Consider the following 17628-nt stretch of genomic DNA (forward strand, 5'->3'; position numbering starts at 1 on the left):
GTCGTGGTCGCCTGTCTGTCCGGCCGCCGCCACGAAGCACTGGTTCTCGATCGCCCGGGCCCGCAGCAGCACCTCCCAGTGGTCCCGCCCGGTGTGCATCATGAACGCCGCCGGCACCACGAGCAGTTCGGCGCCACCGTCGGTCGCGAGCTGCCGGTACAACTCCGGGAACCGCAGGTCGTAGCAGATGGACAGACCGACCCGCAGACCCTCGACGTCGACCACCACGGGTTTCTCGCCCGGCGCGACGGTTGCCGACTCGAGGTAGGAGACGCGGCCGGGGATCTCCACGTCGTACAGATGGATCTTGCGGTAGGTGGCGGCGAGCGCGCCCTCGCGGTCGAAGACCAGCGAGGTGTTCCAGGTGTGCGCCGGGTCCGGACCGGCCTCGTGGAACGAGCCGGCGATCACCCACATGCCCAGCCGCCGGGCGGTCTCCGCGAAGAACCGCCCCACAGTCCCGTCGACCGGCTCGGCCGGCGGCATCCCGTCAGCGTGACCGAGGTAGTCGACGTACTCCGGAAGGAGGGCGAGATCCGCGCCGGCCGCCGCGGCCCTGACCAGCAGGGCCTCGGCGGCGGCGAGGTTCGCCGCCCGGTCGTCGCGGGCGTTGAGCTGGCAGACGGCGACGCGCATGACCCGAGGGTACGGGCGGAAGCGGGCGCGCGACAGGGCTCAGACGCTGGACAGGACGAGCGCCGCCGCGGCGAAGCCGAGCCCGGCCACCTGTGCCGGCCGGAGCCGTTCCCGGTCGACGGCGAGCGCGAGCAGGACGGTGCTCGCCGGGTAGAGCGAGGCGATGGCGGCCACCACGCTCAGGTGCCCCCGGCCCGCCGCGGCGAGGAACAGAGCGTTCGCGGCGGAGTCGAGCAGACCGGCGGTCGCGGCCCAGCCGAGGACGCGCCGCCCCAGTCGCAGGCGTGCACCGGTACGGACGGCGAGCGCGAGGCCGAACGCGATCGAGCTGACCCGTACCGCGAGAACCGGCCACATGCCGGCGGCCTCGTCGGCCTGGCCGAGCAGCGCGAAGAAGACGCCGAAGAGCAGCCCGGCGGCCAGTGCCATACCGATCACGCGGCCGGAGACGCGGCGTGCCGCACCGCGCTCCCCCAGGCTGACCAGGCCGATGGCGACCACGGCGAGCCCGGCGCCGCCGAGCGCTACGGCACCCGGCGAGTGCGCGAGGACCAGGCCGGCGACGATCGGCACGATCGCGGCGGTGATCGCGGTGACCGGCGCGACGACGGCCATCACGCCGGTGGCGAGCGCGCGGTAGAGCAGCATGACGCCGCCCGCGCCTGCCACCCCGGCGAGCAGTCCCCAGCCCAGGTCGAGCGGGCTCGGCGTGCCGGGCACCACGAGGACGAGGGCGAGCAGCAGCGGAACGCTGAGGATCTGTGACACCACGGTCACGGCGATCGGGTCGGCGCGCCGGGACGCCTTGCCGCCGGCGAAGTCGGCGGTGCCGAAGGCGAGCGCGGACACGGCGGCGAGGACAATGGGGAGCACCCCGCAGTCGTACCACAATAGTGACCGTGAAGGACAGTGTGATGACCGATACCGGTGGACGGGTCGGCGCGGTGACCTCAGCCGTCGCCCGCCAGGTACGTGAGCTGCGAGCGGCACGTGGCTGGTCGTTCGAGGAACTGGCCGGCCGGTCCGGGGTCAGCAAGGGCATGCTGGTGCAGATCGAGGGGGCGCGCACCAACCCGAGCATCGGCACGCTCTGCCGGGTCGCCGACGCGTTCGGCGTCAGCATCGCCCGGCTGCTGGAGCCGGCCGAACAGAGCACGGTGCGGGTCAGTGCGGCGGACGAGGCGCCGGTGCTGTGGCGCGGCCCGCACGGCGGTCTGGCGCGTCTGCTCAGCGGACTCGGCGAACCCGACCTGGTCGAGCTGTGGGACTGGCGGATGGAACCCGGAGAGGCGTTGCGGTCCCCCGACCACGCCCTCGGCACCCGGGAGATCCTGCACGTCCTCGACGGCGCCGCGACGGTCACCGTCGACGGTGTCGACCACGAGGTACGCGCCGGCGAGACGGTCGAGTTCCACGCCGACCGGGAGCACGGCTACCGCACGGCCGGTGACGGGCCGGTGCGCCTGATGATGGTGGTGGTCACCCCGTCGGGCGAGTGGGACCGGCGGACCCGCTCACGCGGACCGCGCCCGAGCTGACCCGGGCGCGGTCGCGAACGGCGGTCAGGCCGACTTCTCCTCGCGGTCCCGCCGGCGCCGGCCGGTGAACTCGCGGGGCACGATCGTCGGGTTGACGTTCTCCAGGACGACCTCGCGGGTGATCAGCACCCGGGCGGCGTCGGGGTTGCTCGGCACCTCGTACATCACGGAGAGGAGCACCTCTTCCATGATCGCCCTCAGGCCGCGGGCGCCGGTGCCGCGGAGCATGGCCTGGTCGGCGATGGCCTCCAGCGCGGGCGGCTCGAACTCCAGCTCGACGCCGTCCAGCTCGAACAGGCGCTGGTACTGGCGGACCAGCGCGTTACGCGGCTCGGTGAGGATCCGCACCAGCGCGGAACGGTCGAGGCTGCGCACGTTGGTGATCACCGGAAGCCGGCCGATGAACTCGGGGATGAGCCCGAACTTCAGCATGTCCTCCGGCATGACCTGGCTGAAGATGTCGTCGGTCGACCGCTCGGACACCGACCGGAGCCGGGCGCCGAAGCCGGTGCCGCCGGAGCCGGTGCGGGCCTCGATGATCTGGTCGAGCCCGGCGAACGCGCCACCGCAGATGAACAGCACGTTCGTGGTGTCGATCTGGATGAACTCCTGGTGCGGGTGCTTACGCCCGCCCTGCGGCGGCACGTTGGCGACGGTGCCTTCGAGCATCTTCAGCAGCGCCTGCTGCACGCCCTCGCCGGAGACGTCACGGGTGATCGACGGGTTCTCCGACTTGCGGGCGATCTTGTCGACCTCGTCGATGTAGATGATGCCGGTCTCGGCGCGCTTGATGTCGTAGTCGGCGGCCTGGATCAGCTTCAGCAGGATGTTCTCGACGTCCTCACCGACGTAGCCCGCCTCGGTGAGCGCGGTGGCGTCGGCGATCGCGAACGGGACGTTGAGCATCCGGGCGAGCGTCTGCGCCAGGTGCGTCTTGCCGCAACCCGTCGGGCCGAGCAGCAGGATGTTCGACTTGGCCAGCTCGACGCCGTCGGTGCCGGAGCCCGGCGCGCCCGCGGCCTCGGCCTGGATCCGCTTGTAGTGGTTGTAGACCGCGACGGCGAGCGCCTTCTTGGCCTGCTCCTGACCGACGACGTAGTTGTCGAGGAACTGGCAGATCTCCATCGGCTTGGGAAGCTCTTCCCACTTCACCTCGCCGGACTCGGCCAGCTCCTCTTCGATGATCTCGTTGCAGAGGTCGATGCACTCGTCGCAGATGTAGACACCAGGGCCCGCGATGAGCTTCTTGACCTGCTTCTGCGACTTGCCGCAGAACGAGCATTTCAGTAGGTCGCCGCCGTCACCGATCCGTGCCACCTACGTTCTCCCTGCACTCGTCGGCCGGAACGCCGGCCCTGACCTGCGAGCGCCGGGGCGCCCGTCCGTCCTGTCGTCCCACCATGCTGTCGGCTCCACCTGATCCGACCGGCGGAGCGGTACAGACCCGACGTTACCCGGTGGCCGGGTTTTCTCCGACCCCCAAAACGGGTGTGTCAGAGGTCGACCGGGAACGATACCCCGACCGACCTCCGACCACACGTTGCTCAGCCCGCAGCGTGCGACGCCAGCAGACCCTTCTTGCGGCTGGTCAGGATCGTGTCGACCAGCCCGTACTCCTTGGACTCCTCGGCCGTCATGATCTTGTCACGGTCGATGTCCTTGCGGACCTGCTCGATCGGGCGGTTGCAGTGCCGGGAGAGCATGTCCTCCAGCTGCGTCCGCATCCGCAGGATCTCCCGCGCCTGGATCTCGATGTCCGAGCCCTGACCGTAACCGCCCTCGGTGGCCGGCTGGTGGATGATGATCCGGGAGTTGGGCAGCGCCATCCGCTTACCCGGGGTGCCCGCGGAGAGCAGCACCGCCGCCGCGCTCGCCGCCTGCCCGAGGCAGACGGTCTGGATGTCCGGGCGGACGTACTGCATGGTGTCGTAGATCGCCGTCATGGCGGTGAAGGAGCCACCGGGCGAGTTGATGTACATGATGATGTCGCGGTCCGGGTCGGTGCCCTCCAGCGTCAGCAGCTGGGCCATCACGTCGTTCGCCGACGCGTCGTCCACCTGGACGCCGAGGAAGATGATCCGGTCCTCGAAGAGCTTGTTGTACGGGTTGGACTCCTTCATCCCGTACGACGTGCGCTCGACGAACGACGGCAGGACATAACGGTTGTGCACAGCCGCGAACTGGGGCGGCAGGCTCAGGTCGGTCATCGTCAGCTCCTCGGTCAGCTCAGGGTCCCGGCGCCATCCGGAACCTGCGCGGCCCCGATGATCACCTTGTCGATGAAGCCGTAGTCCATGGCCTCCTGGGCGGTGAACCAGCGGTCACGGTCCGAGTCCGCCTCGATCTGCGCCTGGGACTGGCCGGTGTGGAACGCGACCCGCTCCTGGAACATCCGCTTGGTGTAGAGCATCTGCTCGGCCTGGATCGCGATGTCCGACGCGGTGCCGCCGAGGCCACCCGAGGGCTGGTGCATCATGATCCGTGCGTGCGGCAGGGCGTAGCGCTTGCCCTTGGTGCCCGCGCAGAGCAGAAGCTGGCCCATGGAGGCCGCCATGCCCATCGCCACGGTCGAGACGTCGTTGTCGATGTACTGCATGGTGTCGTAGATCGCCATGCCGGAGTAGACCGAGCCACCCGGCGAGTTGATCCAGAGGAAGATGTCGCGGTCCGGGTCCTCCGCGGCGAGCAGCAGGAGCTGCGCGCAGATGCGGTTGGCCACCTGGTCGTTCACCTCGCTGCCGAGGAAGATGATCCGTTCCTTGAGCAACCGGTTGTAGACCGAGTCGTCGAGGTTGCCAATGGAGTCGCCACCGCGGGCCTCGTTCACCCGGAGCGACTTCTTGGGGATGTGCATGTCGGTCATGGCAGCCCTTCGCTCTCCGTACCGTCCTACCCGACACTAACCGCTCAGCCGGGAGGCGTACTCCCGGTCGGGGCACTGTTCGCTCTCAGCGCAGTCACCCGCACGGCGTACCCCGGAAAGGGTTTCGGCCGCCTCCCGGCGCGCAGCGCGGGACGGCGGCCGACACCCCCGATGATCAGTGCTGGTGGTCGTGCTCGGCCTCGTTCTGGGCCCGCAGCGCGTCGAGGGAGACCTCGTTGCCCGCCGAGTCCTTGATCTTGATCTTCTCCATCACCGCGGCGAGCGCCTTGCCCCGGCGGACGTCGCCGAAGACGGCCGCGGCGGCACCGGAGCGGACCAGCTGGTCGTAGTACTGCTGCGGGGCCATGCCGGCGCGCTGCGCCCGGTGCACGATCTCGTGACCGAACTCGTCGTCGGAGACCTGCACGTCCTCGGCGTCGGCCAGCGTGTCGAGCAGGAGCTGGATCTTGACGCCGTCGGTCGCCGCCTCGGTCAGCTCGGTGTCGATCTGCTCCTCGGTCTTCTCCTCCGCCGCGAGGTATTCCTCCAGGGAGGCGCCGATGCGCTCGAGCTGGTCGACCATCGCGGCCTTGCGGCTCTCGACCTCCTCCTTGACGACGCCCTCGGGCGCCGGCACCTCGGCGGCGGCCACCATCTGCTCCAGGGCCTTGTCACGGGCGGCGTAGATCTGCTCGACCTGCTTGCCCCGGGTGACTCGCTCCCGCAGGTCGCCGCGCAGCTCGTCGATGGTGTCGAACTCGCTGGCCATCTGCGCGAAATCGTCGTTGAGCTCGGGGAGCTCCTTCTCCTTGACCGTGCGGACGGTCACCGCCACGTCGGCGTCGCGGCCGGCGTAGTCGCCGCCGACGAGCTGCGTGGTGAAGGTGGTGCTGTCGCCGGCGGCCAGGCCGACCAGCGCCTCGTCCAGACCCGGCAGGAGCTGCTTGCTGCCCACCTCGTGCGAGATGTTGCTCGCCGAGCCGCCCGGGACCTCCTCGCCGTCGACAGTGGCGTTCAGGTCGATCTGCACGAAGTCGCCCTCCTGGGCGGCCCGCTCGACGGTCTTCAGCGTGGCGAAGCGCTCGCGCAGGCTGTTGATCTGCTCGTCGATCTCGCTGTCGGCGATCTGGATCTCGTCGACGGTCACCTCGATGGTGGCCGGGTCCGGCAGGGTGATCTCCGGCCGGACGTCCACCTCGGCGGTGAAGTTGAGGGTGTCACCGTCGTTGAACTCCGTGATGTCGACCTCGGGACGGCCCAGCGTCTTCAGGTCGTGCTCCCGGACCGCGGCGAGGATGTTCTGCGGGATGGCCTCCTGGATCGCCTCGTTGAGGACGGTCCCCCGGCCCACCCGCTGGTCGATCACCGCGCTGGGAACCTTGCCCCGGCGGAAGCCGGGAACCTGGACCTGCTGGCCGATCTCCCGGTACGCCTTCTTGAGGCTCGGCTCGAGCTCGACGAACGGCACCTCGATGGCGAGCCGCACGCGCGTCGGGCTCAGAGTCTCGACGGTGCTCTTCACAGGCGTACTCCTTGACGGATCTGGGTGTTGATTCTGGGGCGTGATTGCGCGCATCGAGTGTAGGCGAGCCGGCCGACGGCATCGGCAGGGCCCGGGCACCGCGCGGAAAAAACCGGCGGTTCCCGGGACGATCCGGTCGCGAACGACAGTCGGGGTGGCGGGATTTGAACCCACGGCCCCTCGCTCCCAAAGCGAGTGCGCTACCAAGCTGCGCCACACCCCGGTGGCGACGAAGAGTGTATGCCGTCCGGCCCCCCACGCGGGTGACCGGGGCACGGTACGGCGGCCGCCGGGCGCGGCCGGGCGCCGCCGGGCGGGCGGCCGCCAGGCACCAGTTCGGGGAAGTGGCTGGGTCCGAGGGCCCGGGAAGGCGCCACCTCGCCGAAGTGGCGTGGATCTTGAAGGTCGGCGGAAACCTCCGGGTACGCGCTGCGCGGTGGCCGTGGTTCATTGGGTACGCTGTTGGCGCGCCCTGCTGTGGTGGGGCGCTCGCGGGCGTAGCTCAATGGCAGAGCTTCAGTCTTCCAAACTGACGGTGCGGGTTCGATTCCCGTCGCCCGCTCCACCCACGAAGGCCCAGGCAGACCGCATGATCGCGGCACCTGGGCCATCGCATTCCTCCCCCATTTTCAGATCTTGCGCCGTTCACCGGCGGTGTCAGCCTGCCCCGGCGATCCGGTGATGCAGCGCCGAAGCGATCTCATGGTCGCGCTCGCCGATGGCGTGCTGATGGAGCAGGGCCGCCCGCATGGTGCTGTGACCCCTGCGCTAGCCGCCGCGTCTCCCCGAGTAACCGAGGTACGCGCACGGCATCTCCGCCTCCCGCTCCCAGGCGCTTCCTTTCACGGCGATGGGGTAGCTGACCTCTCTGACCTGCCGGTCGGCGGTCTCGACCGAGAACCGTATCGACAACGGCTCGCTCTCGAACGCGGTGGAACCAGAGCACTCGACGCGCACCTCGACATCGATCCAGCCGGTACCGCCAGGTCGTAGCAGCTTCGACTGGCCGGTGTCACGGACCTGGATGCCCGGTCGTTGACCGACAGCCGCACCGACAGTGATCGGCGCGGGACCGGCGTTGATCACTGCCAACTGCCCGTCCATCTGGATGACGCCCAGGACTTCGGTACCCGAACCCCCGCTGACGCGGTCTTGAGGCAAGGCCACGAGCGCGACCGAGGCATTCCGCTCCCGCTCGTACCGCGAGACGAGCAGCTCGCTCACACCGACACCGCCGAGCACAGCGCCGATCACGAAGGCAGCAACGAGCCGTACGTTCATCGTTCGTCGGGACACGCGGCGACCAGGAACAGCGCCGTCCGAATCCGCCGGCCGGTGATCGCGTTCGTCCAGGTCGATCAGTTCGTGGTCCGCCGACATGGCGTCAGCCTAGGGCTCTCCCCGGCCACGCATCGACCGGCCGTACAGCCGAGATCGCGATGAGTTTCGTTACCGCGTCCGGTCAGCATTCCTGTGCACCGATCTCCGGACACCGGGCAGAGCGTCATGACCGCTACGCGCAGGAGGCAAGCGTGAAACTTCTCCTCACATCCGCAGGCGTCCAGAACCCGAGCATCAACGATGCGCTGGTCGACCTGCTGGGCAAGCCGATCGCCGAATCGAGCGCCCTCTGCATCCCCACCGCGGCGTACCCGATGGGCGGACCGGCCTCGGCCTGGCGCTTCATCACCGGTCAGACGCCGCTGCCCATGAGCGGTCTCGGCTGGAAGTCGCTGGGCGTACTCGAACTGACAGCGCTACCCAGCATCGGCCAGGAGCACTGGGTCCCCTGGGTCCGGGAGGCCGACGTCCTGCTCGTGCACGGTGGCGACGCGACGTACCTGTGCCACTGGATGCGGCAGTCGGGGCTGGCGGACCTCCTGCCGTCGCTGCGGGACACCGTCTGGGTGGGGCTGAGCGCCGGCAGCATGGTGCTCACCCCCCGGATCGGCACGGAATTCGTCGAGTGGCAGTCCGCACCCGACGACCGCACGCTCGGGCTCGTCGACTTCTCGATCTTCCCGCACCTGGGCCTCGAACCGGACAACACCATGGCGGCCGCCGAGAAGTGGGCGGCCGAGATCGCCGGTCCGGCGTACGCGATCGACGACCAGACGGCCGTCAAGGTGACCGACGGCAGCGTCGAGGTCATCTCCGAGGGGCACTGGAAGCGGTTCCCCGCACAGGCGTGAGCACCGGCCCACGCCGCGATCAGCGCGCCGCGTACCGCGGGCCGGTCGCCGGCAGGCGGCGCCGCAGCCAGGTGACGACGAGTTCGTTGAAGCCCGGCGCTCTCTCGGCAGGGGTGTAGCGACCCTCCCTGACCTGCGCGGGCCCCTCCCCTGTGTAGACGCGGATGCTGTGGTCGGCACCGGGGAAGACCACAGTCGTGTGATCGGCGTGGCCCGCGTCGTCGAGGGTGCTGCTGATGGCGCGCACGCTCGCCTCCACCGGCACCAGCAGGTCGTCCGCGCCGAAGATCGCCAGCAGCGGGCAGCGCAGAGCCGCCAGCGCCGGGGCGGGGTCGTAGTCCGCGATGCCCGCGATGAACGCGATGGACTCGGGTGTCGTCCCGGCGAGCACCGGATACCACGGGGCGCCGTGCCACTGCGCCTGCGCGGTGTGCACGCGCGCCGGGTCGTCGCCCGACTGGACCCGCCGGATCTGGTCGCGTAGCAGGAGAAGCGCCTGCTGGATGTCCGCGTCGCTGAAGCCCTCCGCCGCGAGTTGGTGGCGGAGCCGGTACTCCTCCTGGACCCGTACGCTCACGCCCGGACCCGACACCGTCACCACCGCCGCGATCCCGTCGTCAGCGGCCGCCGCGAGGTGAGCCACCCAGCCGCCCTGGCTGCCGCCGATCAGCGCGACCGCGCCGGACAGCACGTCCTCGCGGCTCCGCACGGCCCGGACCGCGGCCACGGTCTCGGCGGCGCGGTCGGTCATGGTCTGGCCGGTCCAGTCACCCGTTGACGCTCCGGAACCGGGCTTGTCATAGGCGAGGCTCGCGAAGCCGGCTGCGGCCAGCCTCGTCTGCCACGACCGCTGGTCGCGACCGCCCGGACCAGAACCCTCGACGAAGACCACCGCCGGGTACGGCCCCGGCCAGGGCGGCCGGACGAGGTCGCCGACCAGCTCGTTGCCGTCACCCTCGAACGAGAACTCCGCAGTCACCGGTTCGAACAACACCCCGTCGACCGTACGAGGCTCCTGCCACCCCTCGCCTCCTTGATCGCCGTGCCGACACGTGCCGGTAGCAGCAGGCGGGCCGAGGACGCAAGCGGCCGTGCTCAGGCATTGGCCCCGCATGCTCGCTCGATGTCGAGCAGGTCCTGGACGTTGTTCTCCCTGACGCAGGTGAGGAACCGTCGACGGGCGATGACCCGGCTGATCCGATGGATCGGTGAGCCACCGGTCAAGGTGTAGGTGAGCTGGAGGTCGGTGGTGCCACCCGCGGCACCGGGAACCAGCCGGTACTCGGTCACACTGTGCCCACCCGCGAAGCACTCGACGACGTAGCGGAACGGGGGCCGGCAGTCGGTCACGCGGAGTTCCACGGTGACGGGCCAGCCGTACGGCCTGCGGGTCTCCCGCCAGCTCGTGCCCGTTCCGAACGCCTGGCTGTGGAGCAGCTCGGTCGCGTCGACCTTGGTCAGCAGCGCCGGATACCGCGCGACGTCGGTGAGGCACCGCCACACCTTCTCCGGCGGTGCGGAGATCGTGTGGCTGAATGTCATCGGCTGCAATGTCCGTCCTCTGCTGGGCGTACGGTCTCGGTTCGGTGTCGTGTTGAATCCGGGCCATGTCGCCGGCCCTCGGACCCGCCTTCACGATCCCCGGCTATACCACCATGTCCCCGCCCGGCTACGACGTCGAGTGCGACGCGATGTGTGACGTCCTCAACGACCCGGAACGCTGGCCGGCGGTTTCGGTGCGGCTCGACGGAGAGGTGTGGCTTCGGATCGTCTACCGCAACCTCGAGGACGAGGCGGGACTCGACTTCGTGGAGGATCGGCCGGGGCGGCCGGCGAAGGTTCTCGCCTCGGTCGAGGGCCACGGGTTCACGTCCGCGATGACCTGGGCGCAGCGGCTCATCCTGATGCTGCCGATGCTCGGTCCGCAGGAACTGCCCGAGGACGCCGGGAACGTCATGCACCGGGCGCTGGACGAGATCGGCGCGGCGAATCGGTCGGCCCTGGTAGAGGTCCTGCTCGACGCCATGGACTGGCGTACCCACTAGCTGGAACCCAGACCTCGGGCGCGGGCCCGCACCTCTCAGCCGACCACAACCAGGCCCGGCCCTCCGCTCTCATCGCCGAGAAACCGCCTGATGGCGCCGCGAAGACGCTGGTCCGGGTCACCAGGGTCCGGACCAGCGTCGGAGGACGGGCGGCAGGCGACCAGCTCCGCCAGAACCCACCGCAGCCGCTCCCGTTCCGTTCGCAGTCCCGACCACGCCGAGTCGGGTAGCCGCAGCACGTTGGCGAGCAGGTCACCCGGGTAGTAGTCGCCCTCGGCCAACGGATCGCGGAGCAGGACCTGTACCGCGAGAGGCAGCAGAGCCGGCACGCCGATCCCCTGCCCGAGCATGATGCGCAGGTCTTCGACGGTGAACTCGGCCAGCGGCTTGCGTCGTAGCTCCGAGCAGCGCCTCACGAGAGACGTGGCCTCCGGGCCGGGGTCCGGCCAGACGTCCCGTTCCAACTGCTCGATCGTCGTCACGGCGGTCAGGCTAGCCCGCGTCCCGCGGCTGTCTTCCATTTCCCGAACCGCTTGCGGTTGTCGGCGGAACGCAGCCGTCCGGAGAATGGACGAAGACCGAAGACCAATCGGCTCCCGGTGGCGGCGAGCCAGGCCGAGCACGAACTCCTCAGCACCGAACGAGTTGAAGGCGCCTGACTCATGACGAGCCCCTGGCATGTCCTCACCGAGGCCGAGCGGGAACAGTGGACGTACACGCCGTCAGTCGGCGTGGGACCGCTGCGGTTCGGGATGAGCCACGACGAGGCTGCCGAGGCGCTGCCCGCGTTCGCCGCATCGGTCTCCGTCGCACACCGCGACTTCGACCGGCCGGCGAAGGCGGAGTTCCGCAACGCGTGCGGCCCTGCCCACGCCACAGCGGTCACGACTTATTTCGGCAGCTCAGAGGGCCTGTTCTGCGTGGTCGTAGACGCCCGGTACGGCCCACAGGTGACGCTGCACGGGATCAGGCTGGTCGGACGCGTGCCGTCCCGGCTGGAGGAGCAGCTCATGAGCTACATGCTGGCGCGGGGCATCGCGCCGCAGTACGCCCCGACAGGCGATCCGGCCTCCGACGACCTGGGGATCGTCATGCGCGTTCAGCGGGCGGGCGACGTCGTGCTGTCCCGGCCGGTGCTCGCGGTCGTCCGCGAGCGTGCGAACACCCTGTGGGACTGCGTGCCGTACGACGAGTCGTGCGTCCACTGATCAGCCAGAACGGCACCAGCACGGGAGCGAACCCCCGCCGGATGGGCCACACCGGCTCGGCTCGGCGCCCCACGTGTAGGCGATCTCGGCGCTCAGGCGGAGAAACGGGCCTCGCCGGTTCGCTTGTCCACCACCACGGGAGTGTTGCCGGCCATCGCCTGGCGCCAGTCGCCGGATTCGACGTACGCCTTCCCGTCGTAGGGGAACACGTACACGTCGTCGCGTTCCGTCACGGCGTCGTCCACGATGACGACCGGGTAACTGAACCGGTATCGAATCTCGGTGTCCAGGAACTCCTCGGCGATCTGCCGCGCCGATTCCATCCGCCGGTGTGCCTAGTAGTGGTCCTCGATCGGCCGGCGTGCCTCGTCGAACAGCGCCGGCCCGTCGTACCGCACCGGACGCGGCGCGGGCGTCGAGGGCTTGACCTGCTCGAACTGCTCGGTGGACAACGCGTACACGACCCGGCCGAGGCCTGATGCGTTGATCGCGACGGTGCACATCGGGCACGGCTGGCAACTGGTGAACATGGTGGTCGCGACCGCCGCCTCGGGGGCGAGCTCCCGGGCGGCCCAGCGGGCCAGCTTCAGCTCCGGGTGGGCGGTGACGTCCTTGTCGGAGACCACTGTGTTGTGGTCCTCGATCAGGACGGTGCCGTCCGCGCCGACGAGCAGCGACGCGAACGGCCGCTCGCCGGACGCGCCGGCCCGGTCGGCGAGTTCCACGGCGCGGCGCAGGAACGCCTCGTCGTCGGGTGTCATCAGCCCTCCACGTGTTCAGTCTGCGGCGATCTGCTCGACGGATCGGGCGGCCACGGCGAGCAGGGCCGGGTCGCCGCTGCGGGCGTACGCGTCGCTCAGGGTGTCGATGAATTTGATCGCGTGCGCGTCCCCGGTGTCCAGCGCCCGCGCCATGACCTCGTCGAGTTCCGGCCCGGCGGCCGGTGGGACGGCACGGGCCCCGGCCGGGGCGTAGGCGGCGGTGACGGCGGCGGTCGCGGCCCACGCGGCGGCCAGGCTCGGCTGCCACAGCGCCGGCGGCAGCGCCGGCAGCGTACGCAGGACGGCGTTCGGCGCGGTGGCGGCGTGCACGAGCATCACGGGCCCGGCGTACCCGTGCGTGCCGTGCCGGACCACCGCGGCGTCGACGACGGCGGCGAGCCGGGTGGGTACGCCGTCGGCGGCGTCGCCGGGCACTGCGGCCGCGGCGGCCGGCCACCGGTCCAGGTCGGCCAGCTGCGCCAGGCGGGACCGGATGCCGAACCGCTGATCGGGTACGCGGGGCACCGCGTCGAGCGCGGACCGGGCGTCGGTTCCGGGGTACGGCCCGGCGCCGGGCAGGGCGAGCGGCTGCCAGCGGGCGGCCCAGTAGGCGAGCCCCTGGCCGAGTTCGGTCACCCGCGGTGCGGTCTCGGCGTCGAGCAGCGCGCGCACGGCGTGACCGACCCGGATGACGCCGTGGGTGGCCCCGGCGGCGATGCCCGGCAGCAGGCGCGGCCACCAGCGGGCGAGCACGTCGCGCCACGGGTCGCCGGCCAGCTCGCGGTCGAAGAGGTCGAGCCAGTCGCCGGTACGCACCGGGTCGCCGAGCGGGTCACGCCACTCGTCGGCGGCGATGCGCCGGATGCCGCGCGGGCGTTCCTCCAGCCGGCCGGCGTACGCGTCGATCCAGCGGTGCACCGCCTGCCCGTGGCCGTGGCGCGCCAGGGCCTCCGCCGCCATCGGCACGTGGTTGGACAGCCACCCGTCGCGCTCGGGACCGGTGTGGCGTACGCGCTCGTACGCCTCGTCGAGTACGGAGTTCAGCACACCGGAAGCGTCCGACCTGAAGTGTGGTTCAGGTCAAGCGGCGGCGGATCCGCGCCATGTCCTCCTCGGGGAGCGCGTCGGCGACCAGCAGCCGGGGCAGCAGTTCCGTCTCGAGCGTCGTGGCCCGGAACACCAGCGCCACCGTCACGTCGTGGTCCGGCCGGTGCACGACCTCGACCGGGTCTCCGGCGCCGACGCTGCCCGGCGTGACCACCCGCAGGTACGCCCCGGGCCGTACCTCCTCGGTGAACCGCTTGATCCAGCCGCGTTCGCCCAGCCACCCCTGGAACGTGCCGCAGGGGATGCGCGGGCAGGAGACCTCCAGCACCAGGTCCGGCCCGATCCGCCACCGCTCGCCGATCAGCGCGCCGTTGACGTCCAGCCCGGTGGTGGTCAGGTTCTCGCCGAAGCTGCCGTCGGCGAGCGGGCGGCCCAGCTCGGCCTCCCAGTGGTCGAGGTCCTCCCGGGCGTACGCGTAGACCGCCTGGTCGGTGCCCCCGTGGTGGGCCACGTCGTAGACCCGGTCACCGGCGAGCCCGACGTCGCCGTTGCCCTTGGGGCCGGGCGCGGTGACGGCGACCCGGCCGTCCACGGGCCGCTTGTCGATGCCGGTGGCGCCGATCCCCTTCCACGGGTTCGGTTGCGGTCGGCCCACGTTGACGGAGATCACCCTCATGACGGCGACGGTATGCGGCCGAGGGCCGGACGGGCCAGTCCATTCCCCCGGGCCGGGTGAACGGCGAGGCGGCGCGGCCTGCGTACGATGCGGGCCGGACATCCTCGTCGGGTGGTGGAGGTAGCCGCGGATGGCAGGCCAGCAGGACGGTTTCGCCCTCGGCGTGGACCTCGGCACCTCGAACACGGTGGCGGTGCTGCGCTGGCCGGACGGGCGGACCCGGCCGGTCCTCGTCGACGGCCACCCGATCCTGCCGTCCGGCGTCTACGCCGACGCGGACGGTCACCTGCACGTCGGGCGGGACGCGCAGCGCCTGGCCCAGGCCGACCCGGCCGGCTACGAGCCGAACCCGAAGCGCCGGGTCGACGAGGAGACGGTGGAGCTGGGCGGGCGGGCGTACCGGCCGGCGGAGCTGCTGGCCGCGACGCTGCGCGCGGTCGCGGACGCGGCGGTGGCGGCGGTCGGGATGCTGCCCCCGGCGGTGGTCACCCATCCGGCGGCCTGGACGCCGGCCCGCCGTCAGGTGCTGCACGACGCGCTGGAACTCGCCGGCTGGCCGGCGGCGGCCGAGCACACGCTCGCCGGGCCGATCGCGCCCGGCACCCGCCTGCTGCGCGAGCCGGTGGCCGCGGCGCGCTACTTCACGCAGGTGCTGCGCCGGCCGGTGCCGGTGGGCGGTGCGGTGGCGGTGTTCGACTTCGGCGGCGGCACGCTCGACGTGGCGGTGCTGCGCAACGAGGGCGCCGACCCGTGGGGCGACTCCGGCTTCCAGCTGGTCGCCACCGGCGGGATCCCCGACCTCGGCGGCCTCGACCTGGACGCGGCCCTGCTCGGACGACTCGGCGAGCTGGTCGGCCCGGTCCACCCGCGCGAGTGGGCCCGGCTGACCGACCCGGCGACCACCGCCGAGCGGCGGGACCGCCAGCAGTTGTGGGACAACGTGCGCGGCGCGAAGGAGATGCTGTCCCGGGCGATGGTGGCGCCGGTGGCCGTACCGGGGGTGGAGGCGGCGGTGCCGCTGTCCCGGGAGGACTTCGAACGCCTGGCCGCGCCGCTGCTGGCCCGGGCGGTGACGGAGACCCGCGAGGTGACCGCCGCCGCCGGGCTGCGTCCGGAGCAGCTCTCCGGCCTGTTCCTGGTCGGCGGGTCGACCCGGGTGCCGCTGGTGGCCCGGCTGCTGCACGCCGAGCTGGGCATCGCGCCGACGGTGCTGGAGCAGCCGGAGATGCCTGTCGCCGAGGGCGCGCTCACCGACCTGCCGCTGCCCCGGCGGTCCGGCCGTCCCGGCGTGCCGGTCCAGGCCGCGCCGGCACCACCCGCGCCGGCGCAGCCCGACTCGACACGGCCCGCGCCGGCCGCGGGCGAGACCGGCGCCGCCACGGCGAACGCCGCCACGGTCCCCGCCGGTGCGACGAGGCCGAACCCGACCGCGCCGCTCGCCGGTCCGGACGCGGCGCCCGCCGGTCCGCACGGCACGCTGGTCGCCGACGGGCCCTTCCCGCCGACAGCCGCCACGAGGTACGACGGCACGCCGGGCCCGGTTCCGCCACAGCCCACGAGGTACGACCACATGCCGGCCGCCCACGGGCCGGTTCCGCCCCACCCCGCCGGCTACGGCGTACCCGGACCGTCCGCTCCCCCGCCCGGCGGCTGGCAGCCCGGCGTACCCGGGGCGCCGTTCTCCCCCGCTCCGGGCGGTGTCCGGCCCGGCGGCGGCCGGCCCCGGCGCGGCCGGTGGATCGCGCTCGGCGCGGGTCTCGTGGTCGTCGCCGTGGCGGCGTCGGTGCTGCTCTGGGTGTTCCGGGACCGGCATCCGGCGCTGGACTTCCACACCGCGGAGCTGGTGAAGACGGTGGCCGCCGGTGACACGCGGCCGGACCAGATGTTCACCGCGACGCTCGGGGAACGCGCCTACCTGGCCCGTTCGCTGCCCGACGACCACCTGCACGTGACAGCCGTCGAGGCGGCCACCGGCAAGGCGGTCTGGGAGAAGCGGACCGACGCGACAGCGCAGCGGTGGGCGGGGATCCGGGCGCTGCCCGACGGGCTGCTCGTCCTCGGCGACGCCACCGGAAGCGACACCCCCCGCGTACTCGCGGTGCTCGACGAGGACTCCGGGGACCAGCGCTGGCGGACCGACGTCGGCCGCGACGACACCCTGTACCTCGGGCCGGACACGATCGTCCGGCTGGACCGCACCGGCGAACGCCTGGTCGGGCTGCGGCTGAGCGACGGCCGCCAGCGGTGGGAACGGCCCAACCCGCGCACCGAGTACGGCGACGCGCGCACGAAGGTGGTCCCGGTCGGCACCGGCGCGGCACTGGACGGGCCCGGCAACGCCGAGGGCTCGCCGCTCGCCCCGTGGGCGGGGAAGGCGGACCGGCTCGTCCAGGTCGGCGCGGACCGGTCGGTCCGGGTCGTCGACATGCGCAGCGGGAAGATCCTCAGGGACCGGGGCAACGTCGCCGGGCTCGACGATCCGGTGGCCGCTCGCGACGACCGGCTGTACGTGGCGGAGAACGAGCGCGGCCTGCGGCTGCTCGCCTACGACCTGGGCGGTCTCGGCACGCCGAGCGTGCTGTACGAGGCGCCGGAACAGGGCGGCCGGGTGAAGGATCTCGTCACCTGCGGTGAGCGTCGCGTGTGCCTGCTGGAGACGCCCGGCAGCGGCGCCGACGACACCCGGGTGGTGGCGGCGACCGAGGGTGAGGGCACCCGGCAGTGGCCGGCGCCGCGCGCCGAGTCGCTGGTGCCGGTCGGTGAGCACGTGCTGGCCGGGCGGGACTCGCCGGACGCGGTGACGCTGTTCGCGCCGGACGGCACGGCGGTGCTGCGCGACCGGGACGGGACGGCGGTCCGGTTGGACGCCGGCAACCTGCTGATCTTCTCCGAGGCGCCGAGCGCGTACGAGGACGACCGCGTCCTCGCCGGGACGGCGGTGGACGGCAAGCCGGTCGAGATGGGGCAGCTCAAGCAGATCCGCAGCGAGTCCTGCTCGTGGAACACCGAGATGCTGGTGTGCGGCGCGGCGAAGGAGTTCCGGTTGTACCGGTTCGCCGGCTGACCGGAAGTGAGCTTGACAGCGATCGATGCCTCGGCTGGTGTGAACGGCAGAGAGATCGACGTTCGTCAGGAGGCCC

Annotated in this window: 19 protein-coding genes and 2 tRNA genes (1 of these 21 running past the window's edge); 6 read left to right on the plus strand and 15 right to left on the minus strand. The window is 71.7% G+C overall.

The genetic code is table 11. The annotated features are described in order from the left end of the window. Together CLT75_RS17690 and CLT75_RS17695 are read right to left on the minus strand one after the other, a co-directional pair. A protein-coding gene (locus CLT75_RS17690) for a carbon-nitrogen hydrolase family protein (RefSeq protein WP_135241626.1) crosses the window boundary here: on the minus strand, window positions 1–636 show its 5' portion. The gene continues 162 nt to the left of window position 1, outside the view; the window shows 636 of its 798 coding nt (coding positions 1–636); the start codon lies at window positions 634–636; its stop codon lies off the left edge, out of view. Between the two features lie 39 nt (window positions 637–675). Beyond that, window positions 676–1509, minus strand: a complete 834-nt coding sequence (locus CLT75_RS17695; RefSeq protein WP_135241627.1) for an EamA family transporter — start codon at window positions 1507–1509, stop codon at window positions 676–678. 41 nt (window positions 1510–1550) lie between these two features. Between CLT75_RS17695 and CLT75_RS17700 the strand changes: the two genes are divergently transcribed. Beyond that, complete coding sequence (locus CLT75_RS17700; RefSeq protein ID WP_135241628.1) at window positions 1551–2174, plus strand: helix-turn-helix domain-containing protein; 624 nt, start codon at window positions 1551–1553, stop codon at window positions 2172–2174. A 24-nt stretch (window positions 2175–2198) separates the two neighbouring features. Here CLT75_RS17700 and clpX read toward each other — a convergent pair whose 3' ends face one another. The 5 genes from clpX to CLT75_RS17725 all read right to left on the minus strand — a co-directional run bounded on the left by clpX (window position 2199) and on the right by CLT75_RS17725 (window position 6782). Further along, window positions 2199–3491, minus strand: coding sequence for an ATP-dependent Clp protease ATP-binding subunit ClpX (gene clpX, locus CLT75_RS17705; protein ID WP_091423211.1), 1293 nt, complete (start codon window positions 3489–3491; stop codon window positions 2199–2201). 227 nt (window positions 3492–3718) lie between these two features. After that, a complete protein-coding gene (locus CLT75_RS17710) occupies window positions 3719–4381 on the minus strand; it encodes an ATP-dependent Clp protease proteolytic subunit (protein WP_013288034.1) in 663 nt (220 codons plus the stop codon). Window positions 4382–4395: 14 nt separating this feature from the next. Beyond that, entirely contained in the window at window positions 4396–5037 is a 642-nt protein-coding gene (locus CLT75_RS17715; RefSeq protein WP_013288035.1) for an ATP-dependent Clp protease proteolytic subunit, read from the minus strand. 175 nt (window positions 5038–5212) lie between these two features. Beyond that, window positions 5213–6559, minus strand: coding sequence for a trigger factor (tig, locus tag CLT75_RS17720; protein ID WP_167796927.1), 1347 nt, complete (start codon window positions 6557–6559; stop codon window positions 5213–5215). Window positions 6560–6708: 149 nt separating this feature from the next. Next, a tRNA-Pro gene (locus tag CLT75_RS17725) sits at window positions 6709–6782 on the minus strand. A 268-nt stretch (window positions 6783–7050) separates the two neighbouring features. On the opposite strand from CLT75_RS17725, the gene CLT75_RS17730 reads away from it, so the two are divergent. Further along, window positions 7051–7124, plus strand: a tRNA-Gly gene (locus tag CLT75_RS17730). A gap of 203 nt (window positions 7125–7327) precedes the next feature. On the opposite strand, the gene CLT75_RS17735 is transcribed toward CLT75_RS17730, so the two are convergent. After that, on the minus strand, window positions 7328–7939 hold the full coding sequence (locus CLT75_RS17735) for a hypothetical protein (protein WP_135241630.1): 612 nt from the start codon (window positions 7937–7939) through the stop codon (window positions 7328–7330). Window positions 7940–8091: 152 nt separating this feature from the next. Here CLT75_RS17735 and CLT75_RS17740 point away from each other — a divergent pair, with 152 nt between their 5' ends. Continuing rightward, the gene (locus tag CLT75_RS17740; protein ID WP_135241631.1) at window positions 8092–8751 is read left to right on the plus strand and encodes a Type 1 glutamine amidotransferase-like domain-containing protein; all 660 of its coding nucleotides are present in this window, start codon (window positions 8092–8094) and stop codon (window positions 8749–8751) included. Between the two features lie 19 nt (window positions 8752–8770). On the opposite strand, the gene CLT75_RS17745 is transcribed toward CLT75_RS17740, so the two are convergent. Further along, entirely contained in the window at window positions 8771–9745 is a 975-nt protein-coding gene (locus CLT75_RS17745) for an alpha/beta fold hydrolase (protein WP_167796928.1), read from the minus strand. A gap of 101 nt (window positions 9746–9846) precedes the next feature. Next, a complete protein-coding gene (locus CLT75_RS17750) occupies window positions 9847–10293 on the minus strand; it encodes an SRPBCC family protein (protein ID WP_135241633.1) in 447 nt (148 codons plus the stop codon). Between the two features lie 65 nt (window positions 10294–10358). Between CLT75_RS17750 and CLT75_RS17755 the strand changes: the two genes are divergently transcribed. Further along, window positions 10359–10796, plus strand: a complete 438-nt coding sequence (locus CLT75_RS17755; protein WP_135241634.1) for a hypothetical protein — start codon at window positions 10359–10361, stop codon at window positions 10794–10796. Window positions 10797–10831: 35 nt separating this feature from the next. Here CLT75_RS17755 and CLT75_RS17760 read toward each other — a convergent pair whose 3' ends face one another. Then, the gene (locus CLT75_RS17760) at window positions 10832–11278 is read right to left on the minus strand and encodes a contact-dependent growth inhibition system immunity protein (RefSeq protein ID WP_135241635.1); all 447 of its coding nucleotides are present in this window, start codon (window positions 11276–11278) and stop codon (window positions 10832–10834) included. Between the two features lie 180 nt (window positions 11279–11458). On the opposite strand from CLT75_RS17760, the gene CLT75_RS17765 reads away from it, so the two are divergent. Next, the gene (locus tag CLT75_RS17765) at window positions 11459–12004 is read left to right on the plus strand and encodes a hypothetical protein (protein WP_135241636.1); all 546 of its coding nucleotides are present in this window, start codon (window positions 11459–11461) and stop codon (window positions 12002–12004) included. 92 nt (window positions 12005–12096) lie between these two features. Here CLT75_RS17765 and CLT75_RS17770 read toward each other — a convergent pair whose 3' ends face one another. Genes CLT75_RS17770 through CLT75_RS17785 form a run of 4 tightly spaced genes read right to left on the minus strand, consistent with a single transcriptional unit; the run spans window position 12097 to window position 14488 of the window. Further along, window positions 12097–12327 (minus strand): YrhB domain-containing protein, encoded by a 231-nt coding sequence (locus CLT75_RS17770; protein ID WP_135241637.1) that lies wholly within the window; start codon window positions 12325–12327, stop codon window positions 12097–12099. Window positions 12328–12339: 12 nt separating this feature from the next. Next, window positions 12340–12765: a nucleoside deaminase gene (locus CLT75_RS17775; RefSeq protein WP_135241638.1), complete on the minus strand. Its 426-nt coding sequence runs from the start codon at window positions 12763–12765 to the stop codon at window positions 12340–12342. 15 nt (window positions 12766–12780) lie between these two features. Beyond that, the gene (locus CLT75_RS17780) at window positions 12781–13812 is read right to left on the minus strand and encodes a questin oxidase family protein (protein WP_135241639.1); all 1032 of its coding nucleotides are present in this window, start codon (window positions 13810–13812) and stop codon (window positions 12781–12783) included. A 28-nt stretch (window positions 13813–13840) separates the two neighbouring features. Next, window positions 13841–14488 carry an MOSC domain-containing protein gene (locus CLT75_RS17785; RefSeq protein WP_013288040.1) on the minus strand — a complete coding sequence of 216 codons (648 nt, stop codon included), beginning with the start codon at window positions 14486–14488 and terminating at the stop codon, window positions 13841–13843. A gap of 130 nt (window positions 14489–14618) precedes the next feature. On the opposite strand from CLT75_RS17785, the gene CLT75_RS17790 reads away from it, so the two are divergent. Further along, window positions 14619–17552 (plus strand): Hsp70 family protein, encoded by a 2934-nt coding sequence (locus CLT75_RS17790; RefSeq protein ID WP_135241640.1) that lies wholly within the window; start codon window positions 14619–14621, stop codon window positions 17550–17552. Window positions 17553–17628: the final 76 nt, after the last annotated feature.

It is taken from the genome of Micromonospora sp. CNZ285, from assembly GCF_004637285.1.